15 protein-coding genes are annotated in these 17,873 nt (G+C 73.7%); 2 read left to right on the top strand and 13 right to left on the bottom strand.

Going from position 1 to position 17,873, the window contains the following annotated elements:
- Window positions 1-260: 260 nt before the first annotated feature.
- A complete protein-coding gene (locus AB0G50_RS34785) occupies window positions 261-2,801 on the top strand; it encodes a tetratricopeptide repeat protein (RefSeq protein ID WP_360117959.1) in 2,541 nt (846 codons plus the stop codon).
- Here AB0G50_RS34785 and AB0G50_RS34790 read toward each other — a convergent pair whose 3' ends face one another.
- From AB0G50_RS34790 to AB0G50_RS34850, 13 genes are all read right to left on the bottom strand, one after another.
- Window positions 2,802-3,449, bottom strand: a complete 648-nt coding sequence (locus AB0G50_RS34790) for a maleylpyruvate isomerase N-terminal domain-containing protein (RefSeq protein WP_360117962.1) — start codon at window positions 3,447-3,449, stop codon at window positions 2,802-2,804.
- Window positions 3,449-4,771, bottom strand: coding sequence for an LLM class flavin-dependent oxidoreductase (locus AB0G50_RS34795; protein ID WP_360117965.1), 1,323 nt, complete (start codon window positions 4,769-4,771; stop codon window positions 3,449-3,451). Before AB0G50_RS34795 ends, AB0G50_RS34790 begins: the two co-directional genes overlap by 1 nt.
- Window positions 4,768-6,054 (bottom strand): LLM class flavin-dependent oxidoreductase, encoded by a 1,287-nt coding sequence (locus AB0G50_RS34800; RefSeq protein WP_360117968.1) that lies wholly within the window; start codon window positions 6,052-6,054, stop codon window positions 4,768-4,770. The genes AB0G50_RS34795 and AB0G50_RS34800 overlap by 4 nt, the downstream gene beginning before the upstream one ends.
- The gene (locus tag AB0G50_RS34805) at window positions 6,051-6,971 is read right to left on the bottom strand and encodes an LLM class flavin-dependent oxidoreductase (RefSeq protein WP_360117971.1); all 921 of its coding nucleotides are present in this window, start codon (window positions 6,969-6,971) and stop codon (window positions 6,051-6,053) included. Before AB0G50_RS34805 ends, AB0G50_RS34800 begins: the two co-directional genes overlap by 4 nt.
- Complete coding sequence (locus AB0G50_RS34810; protein ID WP_360117974.1) at window positions 6,968-7,933, bottom strand: LLM class flavin-dependent oxidoreductase; 966 nt, start codon at window positions 7,931-7,933, stop codon at window positions 6,968-6,970. Before AB0G50_RS34810 ends, AB0G50_RS34805 begins: the two co-directional genes overlap by 4 nt.
- The gene (locus tag AB0G50_RS34815; protein WP_360117998.1) at window positions 7,930-8,703 is read right to left on the bottom strand and encodes an ATP-binding cassette domain-containing protein; all 774 of its coding nucleotides are present in this window, start codon (window positions 8,701-8,703) and stop codon (window positions 7,930-7,932) included. Before AB0G50_RS34815 ends, AB0G50_RS34810 begins: the two co-directional genes overlap by 4 nt.
- A gap of 418 nt (window positions 8,704-9,121) precedes the next feature.
- Window positions 9,122-9,913, bottom strand: coding sequence for an ABC transporter ATP-binding protein (locus AB0G50_RS34820; protein ID WP_360117977.1), 792 nt, complete (start codon window positions 9,911-9,913; stop codon window positions 9,122-9,124).
- Window positions 9,910-10,746, bottom strand: a complete 837-nt coding sequence (locus AB0G50_RS34825; protein ID WP_360117980.1) for an ABC transporter permease — start codon at window positions 10,744-10,746, stop codon at window positions 9,910-9,912. The genes AB0G50_RS34820 and AB0G50_RS34825 overlap by 4 nt, the downstream gene beginning before the upstream one ends.
- Window positions 10,743-11,693, bottom strand: a complete 951-nt coding sequence (locus tag AB0G50_RS34830) for an ABC transporter permease (RefSeq protein WP_360117983.1) — start codon at window positions 11,691-11,693, stop codon at window positions 10,743-10,745. Before AB0G50_RS34830 ends, AB0G50_RS34825 begins: the two co-directional genes overlap by 4 nt.
- A gap of 13 nt (window positions 11,694-11,706) precedes the next feature.
- Window positions 11,707-13,248: an ABC transporter substrate-binding protein gene (locus AB0G50_RS34835; protein ID WP_360117986.1), complete on the bottom strand. Its 1,542-nt coding sequence runs from the start codon at window positions 13,246-13,248 to the stop codon at window positions 11,707-11,709.
- A gap of 26 nt (window positions 13,249-13,274) precedes the next feature.
- Entirely contained in the window at window positions 13,275-14,075 is an 801-nt protein-coding gene (locus AB0G50_RS34840) for an alpha/beta fold hydrolase (RefSeq protein ID WP_360117989.1), read from the bottom strand.
- Window positions 14,068-15,348, bottom strand: a complete 1,281-nt coding sequence (locus tag AB0G50_RS34845) for a bifunctional o-acetylhomoserine/o-acetylserine sulfhydrylase (RefSeq protein WP_360117992.1) — start codon at window positions 15,346-15,348, stop codon at window positions 14,068-14,070. Before AB0G50_RS34845 ends, AB0G50_RS34840 begins: the two co-directional genes overlap by 8 nt.
- Complete coding sequence (locus AB0G50_RS34850; protein ID WP_360117995.1) at window positions 15,345-16,364, bottom strand: 2-oxoglutarate and iron-dependent oxygenase domain-containing protein; 1,020 nt, start codon at window positions 16,362-16,364, stop codon at window positions 15,345-15,347. The genes AB0G50_RS34845 and AB0G50_RS34850 overlap by 4 nt, the downstream gene beginning before the upstream one ends.
- A 259-nt stretch (window positions 16,365-16,623) precedes the next feature.
- Between AB0G50_RS34850 and AB0G50_RS34855 the strand changes: the two genes are divergently transcribed.
- A complete protein-coding gene (locus AB0G50_RS34855; protein WP_360118001.1) occupies window positions 16,624-17,781 on the top strand; it encodes a S8 family peptidase in 1,158 nt (385 codons plus the stop codon).
- The last annotated feature ends 92 nt before the right edge of the window (window positions 17,782-17,873 follow it).

Below are 17,873 nucleotides of genomic sequence, written 5' to 3' on the forward strand. Positions count from 1 at the left end.
GGTTGGGGGTCGGGGTGTCTGGGGGGGGGGGGGCCCCGGCGGCGGGGGGGCGGGGGGGCGGGGTGTGCGGGGCCGCGGGCGCGCCGGCCCCCCCCCCCGCGGGGGGCCTCGCCCGTACCCGGCCCGGCCCCGTCCCACCACCGGTCGCGCTGTCGCCGCGACCCGGGGGCCGGGCCTTCCTTCACCCGGCCGGGTGAGTGTGGTGAGCCGGCGGGTGGTCGGGCGGGCCGGTGACCGGGCCGGCCGGTATCACGGGGCTCGTGGAGGCAGCCGCGGTGCACCGCGCGATCGTCGTGGTCGACGTCGAGGGGTTCGGCGACCCGGCGCGCACGCTGCCGCACCAACTCGACGTCCGCGCGGGGTTGTACCGGGTGGTGGAACGGGCGTTCGCGGCGGTCGGGGTGGCGTTCGCCGACTGCCGGCACGAGGACCGGGGCGACGCGGTGTTCGTGCTCGTGCCGCCGGAGGTGCCCAAGGCGACGCTGGTCGAGGAGCTGCCCGGCGCGCTGGCCGCCGAGGTGGTGGCGCACAACGAGGACGCGCCGCCGCCCGGCCGGATCCGGCTGCGGGTCGCGGTGCACGCAGGCGAGGTCGCGCTCGACCGGCACGGCGCCACGTCCACCGCGGTCACCACGGCGTTCCGGCTGCTCGACGCCCGTCCGGTGCGGCACGCGCTGGCCGCCTCACCCGGCGTGCTGGCCCTGGTCGTGTCGCGGTGGGTCTACGACGAGGTGGTGCGGCACTGCGCGGTGCTCGACCCCGCGACGTTCCGCCCGGTACCGGTGCGGGTCAAGGAGACGGCCACGACCGCGTGGGTCGCGCTGCCCGACCACCCCTACCCCGCCGACCCGGCCGCGCCGCACCCCGGTCCGCACCGGCTGCCCGCCGCGCCGCCGTCGTTCGTCGGGCGGAGCGGGGAGCTCGCCGCGCTGGACGCCGCGGGTCCGCTCGCGGTGATCGCCGGCACCGGCGGCATCGGCAAGACGTGGCTCGCGCTGCACTGGGCGCACCGGGACCTGGACCGGTGGCCCGACGGCCGGCTGTTCGTCGACCTGCGCGGGTTCGCGCCGGCAGGGGAGCCGGTCGACCCGCTGACCGCGGTGCGCGGATTCCTGGAGGCGCTGGACGAGGACGTCGACCGGCTCACCGGCGGTCTCGCCGAGCACACCGCCCGGTACCGGGAACTGGTGGCGGGCAAGAAGGTCCTGGTGGTGCTGGACAACGCCGCCTCCGCCGACCAGGTGGCCCCGCTGCTGCCCGGACCCGACGCCACGGTGCTCGTCACCAGCAGGCGCACGCTGTCCGCGCTCGTCGCCCGGCACGGCGCGCGCCAGGTCCCGCTGTCCACATTGGACTTCGCCGACGCCGAGGAGCTGTTGACCCGGCGGCTCGGCCCGGTCGACGCCGACGTGCTGCGGGAGGTGGCGGAGTCGTGCGGCGGCCACCCGCTGGCGCTCGCGGTCGCCGCCGGCCGCGTGCACACCCGACCGCGGGTGCCGCCCGCCGAGTTCGCCGCCGAACTGCGCGAGCACGGCCTGCGGGCGCTGGACGACGAGGACCCCGCCGCGAGCGTGCCCGCCGTGCTGTCGTGGTCGGTCCGGGGCTTGGCGGACGAGGGGGTGCTCGCCCTGCTGGCCGTCGCGCCGGGCCCGGACATCGGCGTGCCGGCCGCGGCCCGACTGGCCGACGTGACCGAGGACCGGGCGCGGAAGGCGTTGCGCGCCCTGGAGGATGCCTCCCTGGTGGAACGCCGGCCGGGCGGCCGGTTCGCGCTGCACGACCTGGTCCGCGACTTCGCCGCCGACCGCGCGCACGACGCCGACCGCGCGGTGTGGCGGCTGGTCGAGCACCACCTGCACCAGACCTGCGCCGCGGACCGGGTGCTGCACCCGTACCGCCGGCGCATCCCGCTCGCCCAGCCGCTCGCGGAGCCGGTGCCGCCGCCGGACGTCGACGCGGCGACCACGTGGTTCGAGGCGGAACGCCCGGCGGTGCTCGCGTCCCGGCGCGCGGCGCAGGCGCGCGGGTGGCACCTGACCGTCTGGCAACTGGCGTGGGCCTCGACCAACCTGCTGCTGCGCCGCGGCCACCGGCACGACGACCTGGCCGGCTGGGAGTCCGCGCTGGTCGCCGCGCGGCACCTGCGCGACCCGACCGCGCTGGGCGTGGCGCACCGCTTCACCGGCCGCGCGCTGCTGCACCTCGGTCGGCACGACGAGGCGATCCGGCACCTCGAGGACGCGCTGGCGCTCGCCGGCCGGCACCACGACGTGGCGCTCCAGGCGCACACCCACCGGGAGATCGCGGCGGCGTGGGACAAGCGCGGCGACCACCGGCTGGCCTTGGAGCACGCGTGCCGGGCCCTGCACCTGTACCGGGTGCTCGACCAGCCGGCGTGGGAGGCCGAGGCGCTGAACTCGGTCGGCTGGTACGAGGCCCACCTGGGCGCCCACGACCAGGCCCGGGCGCACTGCGCGGCCGCGCTGACGTTGCACCGCCGGCACGACAACAGCGACGGCGAGGCCGCCACCCTGGACAGCCTGGGTTTCGTGGACCACCGGTCGGGCCGGCACGAGGACGCGGTGCGCCACTACACCGAAGCCCTGACCCTGCGCCGGAACCTGGGCAACACCTACCAGTCCCCCGCCACCCTGGAGAACCTCGGCCACCCCCTGGCCGCGCTGGGCTTGGCGGACCGGGTCACCGAGGTGTGGCGGGAAGCCGCCGAGCTGTACCGCCGCCAGGGCCGGGACCAGGACGCGGACCGGGTGGCGGACCTGCTGGACCGACGACCGCGGTGATCAGCCCAGGGCGAACGGGAGGTCGGTCGCGAGGTCGGCGAGCGCGGCCCGTTCGGCGTCCGTCGGTGGACGCCTGCCGGTGACCACCACCAGGGTGTCCTCGTCCGGCAACGGGAACGCGGCACCGACGACGGCCTCCAGCGCGGTGCGGGCCGCGGTCACGGCGGCGGGTGGCGGTGCGGTGGCGGCCGGCAGGTGGGCTACCAGGTCGAGGTGGTGCAGGGTCCACTCCAGGACGTACGCGGACAGGTAGTCGCCCGCGGTCAGGACCTCGCCCTTGGTGGCGACGAGCGCGGTCGGGTCGGCCAGTGCCGCGGCGCGGCCCGCCGCGGAACCGACGTCGTCCAGGTGGAACCGGAGCAGCGCGGGATCGCCGTACGCGGCGGCCAGGCGGGGGATCAGGGCGTCCAGCGGGTCGTCGCCGGTGGGCGGCGGGACGCGCTTCCAGTAGGTCGTCGCGGTCGCGGTCGGCGGGTCGGTGGTGGGCGTGGCCAGGGTGATCAGCACGTCCTGGGCGTCGATCACCAGGTGGCACACCAGGTCCCGGACCAGCCAGCCCGCGCACCCCGACGGGCGGGCGAAGGACTCGGGCGGCAGCGCGGCGACCGCACCCCGCAGGGCCGCCCACGAGTGCGCGAAGAGGTCCATCACGGCACGGTACCGCGCTCGGGGCGCGGCAGGCCGAGGTGGTCGCGGAGGGTGGCGCCCTCGTAGGCGGTGCGGAACAGGCCGCGGCGGCGCAGTTCCGGGACCACCAGGCGGGTGAAGTCGTCCAGCGTTCCCGGCAGGTACGGGAAGATCACCGTGAACCCGTCGGCCGCGCCGGTGCGGAACCACTCCTCCATCCGGTCCGCGATCTCGACCGGCGTGCCGACGACGGTGCCGGTGTCGGCGCTGATCTCCGCCGCCAGCTCGCGGATCGTCGCGCCCCGGGCCCGCGCGCGGCGGTAGACCTCGGCCTGCGCGGTGCGGGACTGGTTCGACTCGGGCAGGTCCGGCAGCGGGCCGTCCGCCGGCAGCGCGGTGAGGTCGACGCCGCCGAGCAGGTAACCCAGGTGGGCCAACGCGACCTGGGGTGGCATGAGGGTGCGCAGGGTGTCCATTTTGGACTCCGCCTCGGTCCGGGTCTCCCCGGTCAGCACGGACAGCGCCGGCAGCACCTTCAGCGAGCCCGGGTCCCGGCCGAACGCGGCCGCGCGCGCCTTGATGTCGGCGTAGAACTCGCGGGCCGCCGCCAGGTCCCGGACCCCGGAGAAGACGACCTCGGCCACCCGCGCCGCGAACCGGCGGCCGGCCTCCGACGCGCCCGCCTGCACCACCACCGGTCGACCCTGCGGTGGGCGGGCGATGTTCAGCGGCCCCTCGACCGAGAAGTGCTCCCCCTTGTGCCGCAACGACCTCAGACCGTCCGGGTCGAAGTAGACGCCGGAGTCGCGGTCGTGCCGGAACGCGTCGTCGGCGAAGCTGTCCCACAGGCCGACCACCACGTCGTGGAACTCCTCGGCGCGGGCGTACCGGTCGGCGTGCGCGACGTGCGCGGACCGGCCGAAGTTCAGCGCCTCGCCGTCGTTCAACGACGTCACCGCGTTCCAGCCGACCCGACCGGCCGACAGGTGGTCCAGCGACGCGAACGTGCGCGCCAGGTGGTACGGCTCGTTGTAGGTGGTCGAGGCGGTCGCGATCAGCCCGATCCGGGACGTGCCCGCGGCCAGCGCGGCGAGCAGCGTGGTCGGCTCGAACGAGTCGTTCACCACCGACACCCGCGACAGCACGTCCTGGCTCTCCAGCGGGACGCCCACCAGGTCGGCGAAGAACACCGCGTCGAACTTCGCGTCCTCGGCGGTGCGGGCGAACGCGAGCACGGACTCGAAGTCCACGCCCGCGCCCGGGTCCACCTCCGGGTGCCGCCACGCCGCGAGGTATTCCCCCGGTGGTTTCAGGAACGCCGTGAGGTGCAGTTTCCGGCTCATCCGAGCCCCAGGTTCGCGCGCAACGTCGTCCCCTCGTAGTCCGCGCGGACCAGCCCGCGCCGGCGCAGTTCCGGCACGACCTGCTCCACGAAGTCGACCGCCGGTCCGGGCAGGTACGGGAACGTGACGTTGAACCCGTCCGCGCCGCGCTCCCGGAACCACGTCTCCAGCCGGTCCGCGACCTGCTCCGGCGTGCCCGCCACGATCGACCCGCCGGTGTACCGGTGGGCCAACTGCCGGATCGTCAGGTTCTCCCGGCGCGCCAACCCGACCAGCAGGTCGCGCCGGGACTTGCTGCGGTTGCCCTCCGGCACCTCCGGCAGCGGCCCGTCCAGGTCGTGGCCGGTCAGGTCGACCTCGCCCAGGTTGTCCTGCACCAACCGCCGCGCCACGTCGTCGTGCAGCAACTCGTCCAGCTCGCGCACCCGCGCCCGCGCCGCCGCCTCGGTGTCGGCGACCAGCGGAGCCAGCACCGGCCACACGAGCACCCGGTCCGGATCACGGCCGGCGTCGGCCACCTTCCGCTTCACGCCGGCGTAGAACCGCTGTGCCGACGCCAGATCCGGCTGGTCGGTGAACAGCACCTCGCCGTAGCGGGCGGCGAAGTCCTGGCCGGTGGCCGAGGAACCCGCCTGGAACAGCACCGGGTGCCCCTGCGGCGGGCGGGAGATGTTCAACGGGCCGCGCACCGTGAAGTGCTCGCCGTCGTGGTGCGGCGGCGCCAGCACGTCCGGGTCGTAGTAGCGGCCGCTCTCCTTGTCCCGCAGCACTTCCGGCAGGCTGTCCCACAGCGCGCGCACCACGTCCACGAACTCCGCGGCACGGCGGTAGCGCAGCGAGTGCTCGAGGTGCTCGGCCCGGCCGAAGTTGGCCGCCTCCAGGGGGACCACCGACGTGACCACGTTCCAGCCGGCCCGGCCGCGGGAGAGGTGGTCGAGCGAGGCGAACTTGCGGGCGATGTGGTACGGCTCGTTGTAGGTGGTGGTCGCGGTGCCGACCAGGCCGATGTCGCGGGTCACCGTGGACAGCGCGGACAGCAGCGTCAGCGGCTCGAAGAACTCGGCGCGACCGGTGCGGCTCAACGACTCCAGCTGGTGACCCCAGATCGCGACCACGTCGGCGACGAAGAACGCGGCGAACCGACCGCGTTCCAACAGCTTCGCCAGGTCGACGTGGAACCCGAAGTCCAGTTGACCGGTCGAGTACGCCTCCGGGTGCCGCCACCCGGCGATGTGCCCGCCGGAACCCTGCACCAGCGCGCCGAACGTCAGGAACCTGCTCACGGCGTCCACCCCAGTTCCGGCGCGATCGTGGTGGCCAGCACCTCGAGCCGGCGCAACGCCCGGCCCACGGTCGAGCTCTCCGCCTGCACCGCGGCGATCAGGTGCGTGCCCGGCCCGGCGAGCACCGGGTCCGCGCGCAGCGAGGCGACGACGTCCTCCGGCCGGCCGTACTGGACGTTCATCAGCCGCAACAACCCCGGCAGGTCGGTGCTCCCGTCCGCCCACCCGGCCTGGACGTGCATCGGCAGGTACCGCAGCACGTCCGGCGCGAGTTCGGCGGCCACCGCCGCGCGGCTCGGACCCGGGAACACCCCGCGCACGGCGGCGATCCGGGGCACGGGCACCTCCCGGTGCAGGTCGGCGAGCCCGCGTTGCACGACGTCCGCCGGGCCGACGCCCAGCAGCACGCCGCGGCCGGACCGCGCGCCGTCGGTCAGCACCTCCGCACGCAGGCTGGAATCCCAGAGCCGGTGCGCGAGGTCGTGACCCTCCAGCGCGGTCACCAGTTCCGCCAGGTTGCGGTCGTAGTCTTCGTGCCGGCGCGCGGGATCGCGGCCGAACACGGCGAACGCGTCGTGCTCCGGCGCGCCGCTGCCCAGGCCCAGCTCCAGCCTGCCGCCGGACAGCGCGTCGAGCACCAGCGCGTCCTCGGCCAGCCGCAGCGGGTGTTCCAGCGGCAGCACGGTCACCGCCGTGCCCAGGTGGATCCGCCGGGTCCGCTCGGCCGCCGCAGCCAGGAAGACCAGCGGCGAGGGCAGCCGGCCGTGCTCGGGCTGGAGGTGGTGCTGCGCGACCCAGCCGGACTGGTAGCCCAGCTCCTCGGCGGCCACGAACAGCTCCAGCAGGTCGCGGTAGAGCGGTCCCGCGGGCACGTCCTCGCCGTGCACGTGGGTCAGGAAACCCAGGTGGAGGCTCATGGTCGCCACCCGAGCGCGGGTGCGATCTCCTCGGCGATCACCCGCAGCCGCTCGACGTCCGCCGCGGGTTCGGACAGCTCGTGCTGCACCACGGGCAGGAACCAGCTGTCCTCGTTGAGGAAACCGGTGAGCGCCGGGTCCTCGCGCAGGCTCGCGACGATGTCGTCGGGTGAGCCGTGGTGCACGTTGATCCGGCGCAGGTAGTCCTCTGTGGACAGTGCGGCCAGTTCGGTCAGGCCCTGGGCCACGAACGCCCGGCGGTGGATCTCCAGCGCGGGCGCGAGATCCTCGCGGGCGGCCTGCTTGGACGCGGCCGGGAACACCGCGCGCACGATGCCGTACCGGGGTCGGGTCGCGGTGGCCGCGTAGGCCAGCGCCAACGGCCGTTGCACGGTCAGCGGGTCGTGGACGGCGGTGCCGAGCAGCAACCCGTCGCCCTCGGCGCCGATCCGGGCCGCGCGCTCCTCGTCCGAGGTCGACTGCCACAGCCGGTCGGCCAGCGTCGGCGCGGGCGGTTGCAGCACCTCACCCCGCAGCGCGTCCCGCAGCACGGTCAGGTGCTCGTCGTAAACCTCCCGGCGCAGCGCGGAATCCCGGCCGAACGCGGCGAAGGCGTCCTGGTTCGCGCCGCCGGTGCCCAGGCCCAACTCCAGCGCGCCACCGGTCAGCGCGTCCAGCACGGCCGCGTCCTCGGCCAGCCGGAACGGGTGCTCCAGCGGCAGCACGGTCACCGCGGTGCCCAGCCGCAGCCGGGGCGCGCGTTGGGCGGCGGCGCCGAAGAACACCAGGGGCGAGGGCAACCGCCCGAACTCCGCGCGCAGGTGGTGCTGCGCCACCCACCCGCCCTGGAACCCCAGGTCCTGCGCCGCCCCGAACACGTCGAGCAGGTCCCGCAGCACCTCGTGCTGCGGCTTGCCGACGCCGTGGACGTGGGTCAGGAACCCCAGTCCGAACGCGCTCACCCGACCTCCGGCAGTCGGGGCACCGCGTCCAGCAATGCCCGCGTGTAAGGGTGTTCCGGGTGCGCCAGGACGTCGGTGGTCGCGCCCTGCTCGACCACCACGCCGTCCTTGAGCACCAGGAGTCGATCGCACAGTTCACGCACCACACCGAGGTCGTGCGACACCAGCACCAGCGACAACCCGAACTCGTCCACCAGCCCGCGCACCAGGTCCACGACCTGGGTCCGCACGGTGGCGTCGAGCGCGGAGAACGGCTCGTCCGCGAACAGCACCCTCGGCCGGGGCGCGAGCGCGCGGGCCAGCGCGATCCGCTGCCGCTGACCACCGGAGAACTCGTGCGGGTACCGCGTCACCACGTCGGGGTCGAGGCCGACCGAGGTCAGCACCTCGGCCGTCCGCGCGGCGTGGTCGCCGGGAACTTCGAGGCACTCCAACGGTTCCGCGACGATCTCGCGCACCCGGTGCCGCGGGTTGAGCGAGCTGAACGGGTCCTGGAGCACCACCTGCGCCTCGCGCCGGAACCAGGCGAGGTCGCGCCCGGCCACCGACCGCCCGCGGTAGGACACGCTCCCGGAGTCCGGCCGGTCGAGGCCGAGCAGCAGCCGCAGCAACGTCGACTTGCCCGAGCCGGACTCGCCGACCACGCCCAGCCGACCGCCCTCGTGCAACGACAGGCTCACGTCCCGCACCGCGTGCCGGCGCGCGGCGCGCTCGAACACCCGCCGGCGCGGCAACCGGAACGACCGGTGCAACCCGGTGGCCTCCAGCAAGGTCACGACGCCTCCCCGCCGCACGCCGCCGCCATCGAGGCCCGGTCGCCGGCGCGCTTCGACACACCCGCGACGGGCGGCCCGAACGACCGACGGCCCGGCAACACGGCGAACGCCGCCGACCGGGTGTCGACGTTTTCCGGCACACCGGTCACGGACCGCCCGAACGACCGGCAAACCGCCACCGTGCCGCCCTCGACCCGAGGCGCGGCGGCAGGTGCTCGCCGAACGACACCACCAGCGCCCAGGTGCCCGCGTGCTCGGCACATCCCGCCGACCGCCACCCCGGTCACGGCCGCGCCTCCGCACGGAACGACGCCACCCGCGCCTCCACCACCAAGGCCCGGGTGCCGGCGTGCCTCGGCACACCCGCCACGACCCGCACACACCCGCGGCACCCCGCCGGCCACCACCCGAGTCACGGCCGCGCCTCCCCGCCGAACGACGCCACCCGCGCCGCCGCCACCAGGGCCCGGGTGTCGGCGTGCCGTGGCGCGGCCAGCACGTCGGTCACCGCGCCCTCCTCCAGCAGCCGGCCACCGCCGAGCACCAGCACCCGCCGTGCGACCTGCGCCAGCACGGCCAGGTCGTGCGTGATGAACAGCAGCGCCGTGCCCTCCTCCGCCACCAGGGTGCGCAACAACTCCAGGATGCCGGCCTGCACCGTCACGTCGAGCGCCGTCGTCGGCTCGTCGGCCAGCAACAACGCCGGGCGGCAGGCCAGCGCGATCGCGATGCCCACCCGCTGCCGCTGACCGCCGGAGAGCTGGTGCGGGTACGCGCGGACCGCGTGCTCCGGGTCCGGCAGCCCCACCTTGTCCGCCAGCGCCACGGCCTCGGCCCGCGCGGCGGCACGGGACAAACCCCGGTGGGCGCGCAGTGGTTCCGCGATCTGCTTCCCCACCCGCATCACCGGGTTCAGCGCGGTGCGCGGCTCCTGGAACACCATCGCGACCCGCTCGCCGCGGACACCCGACAGGAACCGGTCCGAGCGGCCCAGCAGTTCCACGCCGTCCAGCCGCACGCTGCCCGACGCGGTCATGCCGTCGGGCAGCAAACCCAGCAGCGCCAACGCGGTCAGCGACTTGCCCGAACCCGAACCGCCGATCAGGCCGACCTTCTCCCCCGCCTCGACGGTCAGGTCCAGGCCGTCGAGCAGCACCCGCCCGCCCAGCCGCACCGTCAACCCCTCGACCTCCAGCAGGCTCACCGGCTCGTCACCAACCTCGGGTCGGTCGCGTCCCGCAGCGCGTCGCCGAGCAGGTTGAACCCCAGCACGGTCGACGCCACCGCGAGCCCCGGCCAGATCACCAGCAGCGGCCGCGCGCTCAGGTAGGCCTGCTGCTCGTGCAGCATCCCGCCCCACGACGGCGAGGACGGCGACGCGCCGTACCCCAGGTAGGTCAACGCCGCCTCGGCCAGCACGGCCAGCGCCATCACCAGCGACAGCTGCACGATCAACGTCGGCGCGACGGTCGGCAGCAGGTGCCGGCGCACGATCCGCCACGTCCGCGCGCCGGACGCCCGTGCCGCCAGCACGAAGTCGCTGCCCAGCGCCGACGCCAGTTCCGCGCGGGCCACCCGGGCCACCGCGACCCCGAACCCGATGCCGATCGCGGCGACCACGGTGCCGAGCGAGCCGCCGTACACCGCCGCCAGCACCATGGCCAGCAACAACGTCGGGAACGCGATCAGCACGTCGATCAGCCCGACCACACCCGACGCCAACCACCGCGGCGCCAGCACCGCGGTCAGCGCGAGCGCCAACCCGACCACCGTCGCCACCACCGCCGACGCGAGCGCGGCCACCAGCGTGCCCCACGCGCCCGCCAGCAACCGACTGAACTGGTCGTGCCCGATCCGGTCCGTGCCGAGCAGGTGCCCGCCCTGCAACGGCAGCAGCCACCCCTGCGAGGGGTTGGTGGCCTGCGGGTCGAACGGCGTCCACCACAGCGACACCACGGCGCTCAGCACGAGCACCGCGACCACCGCCAACCCGAACGCGCCGCCGGGTTTGCGCGCCACCGCCGTCAGCACGGTCATCGCGGCTCCCGCAGTCGGGGGTCGATCAGCCGGTGCGCGACGTCCACCAGGAAGCTGATCACGAGCACCGCGGCGACCAGCAGGAACACCTCGCCCTGCACCTTCACCAGGTCCCGGTTGCCCACGTCGGTCAGCAGCATGTTCCCGACGCCGGGCAGCGCGAACACCCGTTCCACCACCACCGCGCCGACGATCAGCGCGGCCAGCTGCAAGCCCAGCACCGACACCACCGGCAGCGCGGCGTTGCGGAAACCGTGCCGCAGCAACGCCTGCGTCCTGGTCAACCCCTTCGCGCGGGCGGTGCGCAGGAAGTCCGCGTGCAGCACGCCCAGCACCGACGACCGGACGAACCGCAGCAGCACCGCGCCCTCGGTCAACCCGAGCGCGACCCACGGCAGCACCAGGCTGCGCGCCGCCGCACCGGGGTCGGCCCAGCCGTCGGCCGGGAAACCCTGAGCGGGCAACCACTCCAGCTCCACCGAGAACACCAGCACGAGCACCAGGCCCAGCCACAGCGTCGGCACCGCGATGCCCAGCTGCGACAACCACCCGATGCCGACGCCGACCGCCGAGCGCGACCGGACCGCCGCCCAGGTGCCGAACGGGACCGCCACGAGGAGCGCGACCACGATCGCGCCCGCCGTGAGCGGCGCCGTCACCTGGAGCTTGCGCCACAGCTCGGGGCCGACCGACGTGCCGTTGAGCTGAGACTCGCCGAAATCGCCGGAGAGCACACCGGCCACCCACGAGCCGTACTGGACGGGCAGCGGCCGGTCGAGGCCGAGGTCGACCCGGATCGCGGCCAACTGCTCGGCACTGGCCCGGATGCCGCCGATGGTCGCCGCCACGTCGCCGGGCAGCAACCGCAGCAGCACGAACACCAGCGCGCTCGCGACCACCAGTGACAGCACCAGCAACCCGGCGCGGCGCAGCACGAACAGCGTCATCCCGACCGACCGATCACTTCGCGACCGCGAGCGCGCCCAGGTCGAAGCGGTTGCTGGTCTCCGCGCTCGGCACGCCGTAGACACCCTTGCGCACCACCGTGTGCGCCTGCGACAGGATCAGCCAGTCGGTCGCCGCGTCCTCGGAGATCTTCCGCGCCACCTTCTTCAGCAACCCGTCGCGCGCCGCGTCGTCGGCCGCCGCGCGGGCCTGGCCGTACCAGTCGCGCACCTCCGCGTTGTCGTAGCCGAAGTAGTAGCTCGGCTTGGTGTAGTTCGCGATGTCCCGCGCCTCGCCGTGGTCCACCAGGCTCAGGTCGAAGTCGTGGTTCTTGTACACCTGCGAGAGCCAGGTCTGGAACTCGACCTGCTTCACGGTCAGCGTGATGCCCGCCTCCTTGAGGTTGGACACCAGCACGTCGGCGATCGTGGTCGGGTAGAACGACGGCACGGTCAGCGTGAGCGGGAGCCCGTCGGGGAAACCCGCGCCCGCCAACAACTTCTTGGCGCCCTCGACGTCGTGCCTGTCGATCGACGTCAGGTCCTCGTACCAGGGGTCCTGCGGCGGGACCGCGCTGCCGATCACGGTGCCCGCGCCGACCGCCTTCACGATGTCCTGCTTGTCGATCGCCTGCCGGATCGCGTGCCGCACCTCGGGCTTGTCGAACGGCGCCTTGGAGATGTTGAACGCCAGGGTGAACTTGTCCGTCGTGCTGCCCTTGAGCACCTGGAAGTCCGGCGCGGTGAAGTTCTGGAGCAGCGTCGGGTCGGCGGCGGTCAGCACGTCGGTCTGACCGGTCTGCTGGGCGTTGTTCGCGGCGTTGATCTCGGCGACGTAGTGGAACACCACCTTGGCCACCTTGGGTTTCGGGCCGCGGAAGTCGTCGGTGCGGGCCAGCGCCAGCGTCGAGCCGCGGTTCCACCCGTCGAGCTTGAACGGGCCGGAGCCGTTCTCCGCGCCGTCCAACGTGGCGAAGTCGGTGCCCTTCTTGTAGACCACGCCGCCGCGCTGGGTCAGGTTCCACAGCAGGAACGTGTCCCGCTGCTTGAGCTTGACCACCACGGTCGACGGGTCCGGCGCGGTGACGGCCTCGACCGTGCCGAAGTCGGCCGCGTACAGGGCCTTCGAGCCGGGCGCGATCTGCTGGTCGAGCGACCACGCCACGTCCGCCGAGGTCAGCGGCGAGCCGTCGTGGAACTTCGCGCCGGACACCAGCGAGAACGTGTAGGTCAGGCCGTCGGAGGACACGTCCCACTTCGACGCGAGCCGCGGCACGATCTTGTCGTTCTGCGCGGTGTCCGCGCTGACCAGACCCTCGTAGACGTTGTCGAGCAGCACCTGGTCGAGCGCGAGACCGGCGGTGGAGAACAGGTTCAGGCCGGTCGGCTCCAACGACAGCCGGACGTCCACGGTCGCGCCCAGGTCGAGCTTGTCGTCCGGCGGGGTCGCGTCCTGGCTCGTGGTCGAGCCGGTGTCGACGGTGCCGCCCGTGCCACACGCGGCGGTGAACAGGGCCACCGCGACGAGGGCAGCGGGAATCGAGGCAAGGCGTCGCATCGTTCTCCTCGGGAGAAGCTCGGTGGTCAGACGTGATCGGCGACGAACGCGGCCACCACGCGGTGCACCTCGTCGCGGTCGAGTTCGTTCAGGATGTTGTGCCGGTCCTCGGGGAACACGGCCAACGTGGCGCGCGGCAGCAGTTCCGCGGCCCGGGCGGCGCCCTCGACGGGCGCGAGGTCGTCCTCCGCGCCGTGCACCAGCAGCACCGGCACGTCCAGGTCGGGGAGCACGGCCGTGAGCCGGGGTGCGGCCTCGGTCAGCGCGCGCAACGTCTCCCGGCGCATCCCGCCCTGCCAGGTCAGCGGATCGTCGCGGACCTGCTGGGCGTAGCCGGTGTGCCTGGTGAGGTCGGCGGGGTCCTTGCGCAGGTCCCACGGGTCGACGCCGGACGCGAGCAGCGCGGCGAGCCCGCCACCGCTCTCGCGCGCCAGCGACGAGCCGGACAGCACCAGCGCGACCGGCGCCTGGTCGGCCTTCAGCAGCTCGAAGGCGAGCAGGGCGGCCACGCCGGAGCCGAGCGAGTGGCCCGCGAGCACCAGCGGCAGGCCGGGGTGCGCCGCGCGGGCCAGGTCCACGAACGTGCGCGCGTCGGCGACCAGGTCGTCGACCGACTCCACCAGCACCCGCTCGCCGGGACTGCGGCCGTGGCCGTGCTGGTCGTAGGACCAGAACGCGTAGCCGGCACCGGTCAGCGCCTCGGCGAACGGGGTGTAGCTGCCGATGTGCTCGCCGAGACCGTGCACGAAGACGACGAGCGCGGTCGGGCGCACCGGCGACCACTGTCCATAGTGGAGCGTGCCGTGCCGTCCGGTGAACTCAGCCATCGGCGAGACCGCGGTCCAGGTCGGCGAGCAGGTCCGCGATGCCCTCGATGCCGACCGACAGCCGGATCAGGCCGGGCGTGACGCCGCTCGCGACCTGCTGTTCGGGCGTCAGCTGGGCGTGCGTGGTCGACGCCGGGTGGATCACCAGGCTGCGCACGTCGCCGATGTTCGCCAGGTGGCTGAACAACTCCAGCCGGTCCACGAACCGCCGGCCCGCCTCCAGACCGCCGGCCAGCTCGAACGCCACCACCGCGCCGACACCCAGCGGGTGGTAGCGCCGGGCCGCGTCGTGCCAGCGGTTGCCGGGCAGACCCGCGTAGTGCACCTCGGTGACCTCGGGCCGCCCGGCCAGGTGCTCGGCGACCCGGCGGGCGTTGGCCACGTGCCGGTCCAGCCGCAACGACAGCGTCTCGATCCCTTGCAGCAGCAGGAAGCTGTTGAACGGCGACACGGCCGGGCCGAGGTCGCGCACCAGCCTGGTGCGCAGCCGCAGGCTGTAGGCGAGGTCGCCGAACTCGTCGCGGAACACCAGGCCGTGGTAGCTCGGGTCGGGCGCGGTCAGCTGCGGCCAGCGCCCGGGCTCCGCGCCGAAGTCGAACCGGCCGCTGTCGACCACCGCGCCGCCGATGCCCGTGCCGTGGCCGGACAGGAACTTCGTGGTCGAGTGCACGACGACGTCCGCGCCGTGCTCGATCGGCCGGGACAGGTAGGGCGTCGGCACCGTGTTGTCCACGACCAGCGGCACGCCGGCCTCGTGCGCGACGTCGGCCACCGCGGCCACGTCCAGCACGTTGCCGCGCGGGTTGCCGATCGCCTCGGCGTAGAACGCCTTGGTGTTCGGCCGGACCGCGGCCCGCCACTGCTCCGGGTCGTCCGGGTCCACGAACGTGACCTCGACGCCCAGGTCGGCGAACGTGTAGGCGAGCAGGTTGTACGTGCCGCCGTAGAGCGACGCCGCCGACACCAGGTGGTCGCCGGCGCGCGCGATGTTCAGCAGCGCCACCGTGGTCGCGGCCTGACCGCTGGCCACCGCGACCGCCGCCCTGCCGCCCTCCAGGTCGGCCAACCGGGCCTCCACCACCACGGTGGTCGGGTTGGACAACCGGGTGTAGGCGTGGGTTTCCAGGTCCCGCAACGCGAACGCCTCGGCCGCGTGCTCCGCGTCCCGGAACGCGAACGAGGTGGTCTGGTAGATCGGGGTGACCCGCGCGCCGGTCGTCGGGTCGGGCTCCGCGCCGGCGTGCACCTGGCGCGTCTCGAACGACCAGGTCACGACACCACGTCCGACCACCAGCGCTGGGCGACCTTCGGGTGCGACCGGAGCCAGCCGACGAGCGCGTTCTCGCCGAACGCGGCGTGCAGCGGGTTGCCCTCCTCCTGGCTCACGCCGCGCGCGCCGGCGGCGAGGTCGGCGGGCAGTTCCAGCGGCTCCACCACGGCGTCCAGCCGCGGTCCGAGGAAGAACGGCACCGAGTACCGCTCCACGTCCTGGGCCGGGCTGACCACGCGGTGCCTCGTCGCCACCAGGTAGCCCTGGGTCGCGATCTCGAGCATCTCGCCGATGTTGAACACAAAGCTGCCGGGCACCGGGGTCGCGTCGATCCACGAGCCGTCGGCCGCCTGCACCTGGAGCCCGCCGACGTCGTCCTGCTGCAACAGGGCCAGGTAGCCGTAGTCCTTGTGCGCGCCCACGCCCTGGTCGGCGTCCGCGGAGGGCCTGCCCGGGTAGCGGACGACCTTGACGTGGGTCGAGGCCTCCTCGTCGAACCAGGCGTCGAAGTAGCCCTCGTCCTGGCCGAGCGCGGCGGCCAGCGCGCGCAGCACCTCGCGGCTCACCCGCAGTGCCTCGGCCTGCCAGGCCAACGTGGTCTCGCGCAGCTCGGGCAGCGTGGCGGGCCACTGGTTGGGCCCGATCAGCCGCTTCCACGCCGGGTCGTCGGGGCCCAGGTCGAGCGCGGCCCGCTCCGGGCCGATGTCCAGCTGCTCGCGCCAGTCCGGCGCGCCGGCCGTGTACTCGTAGCCGGTGCGGGTGTAGCCGCGGAACTGCGGCGAGTGCAGGTTCTCCACCTCCAGCCGGGTTTCCAGCGGCAGCGCGAAGAACTTCCGGGCCACGGCGAAGATGCCGGTGGTCAGCTCCTCGGGCACGCCGTGGCCGACGACGTAGAAGAAGCCCACCTCGTGGGCGGCGCGGCGCAGCTCCGCGAGGAACGCCTCGCGGTCGGCGGCCGGGTCGCGGAACCGGGAGATGTCGATCAGGGGCAGCGCGGTCGCTGGCGGTGGAGCGCTCACGATCAGGCAGCGTAGGCCCATCCACCGCCGGTAATCGGTCTTCCCACATCGCGGACACGCTTGCACGTTCGGGTGAACCCGGATATCCGCCGACGATTTCTCGGCATTTGCACGGGGCTGCAAACGAATTGCAAACGACGTAAAACACGCACCCTTCCACCGGTTCCCACCGGTCCTCTAACTTCGAAAGCGGGGTTCCACCCTGCACCACCCCGACGAAACAGCCGAGGAGTTGCACGTGAGCAGCAGGACAGCACGGATCGCGGGTGCCGCACTGGCCGCCACGGTGGCCGCCGTCGCCTTCGGCGCTGGTCCGGCGCACGCCGCCGAGGGAGAAATCGTGGGTCTGGGCGCCGCGGACGCGGTCGCCGACAGTTTCATCGTCGTTTTCGACGACCACACGGACTCGCCGGCGAAAGCGCGTTCCCTGACCGCGCGGTACGGCGGCCGAGTGGACCGGGTGTATTCCGGCTCGATTTCCGGGTTCGCCGTGACGGTGGACACCAAGCGGGCCAAGCGGCTCGCTGCGGACCGCGACGTGCGGTTTGTCGAGCAGAACAAGGTCGTGCGGGTCGACGCGGTGCAGACCAACCCGCCGTCGTGGGGGCTCGACCGGGTCGACCAGCGACAACTGCCGCTGGACGGCAAGTACAACTACGCCACGACCGCGTCGAACGTGAACGTCTACGTGCTGGACACCGGCATCCGCGCGTCCCACCAGGACTTCGGCGGACGGGTGAAGCAGGGTTACGACTTCATCGACAACGACACGAACGCCGACGACGGTTACGGCCACGGCACCCACGTGGCGGCCACCATCGCCGGTTCCCAGTACGGGGTCGCGAAGGGCGCGTCGCTCTACCCGGTGCGCGTGCTCGGCTCGGACGGCAGCGGCACGACCGCCGGCGTCATCTCGGGCGTCGACTGGATCACCGCCAACGCCAAGAAGCCGGCCGTGGCCAACGCGAGCCTCGGCGGCGGCACGTCGACCGCGCTGGACACCGCGGTGCGCAAGTCCATCACCTCCGGCGTGACGTGGACGGTCGCGGCGGGCAATTCCAACGCCAACGCCTCCACCTCCTCCCCCGCCCGGGTCTCCGAGGCGCTGACGGTGGGCGCGTCGGACAAGACCGACACCCGCGCGTCCTTCTCCAACTACGGCTCGCTGGTCGACCTGTTCGCGCCGGGTGTGGCCATCACCTCGGCCTGGAACACCAACGACACCGCGACCTACACCGGCAACGGCACGTCGTTCGCGGCGCCGCACGTGGCGGGCGCGGTCGCGGTCTACCTGTCGAGCCACACCGCGGCGACGCCCGCCCAGGTCGCCACCGCGATCATCGGCGCCAGCACGCCGAACGTGGTCAAGAACCCGGGCAGCGGCAGCCCGAACCGCACGCTCCACATCGCGCCCTGACCCCTCGAGACCCGATTCGCAGGGAAGGTGTGGCCCCCGCCGGGTGCCGGGGCCACACCCGGCAGGTCAGTGCGCCCAGCGGGTGCCGACCC

The organism is Actinosynnema sp. NPDC020468 (assembly GCF_040642015.1).
Lineage (GTDB): Bacteria > Actinomycetota > Actinomycetes > Mycobacteriales > Pseudonocardiaceae > Actinosynnema.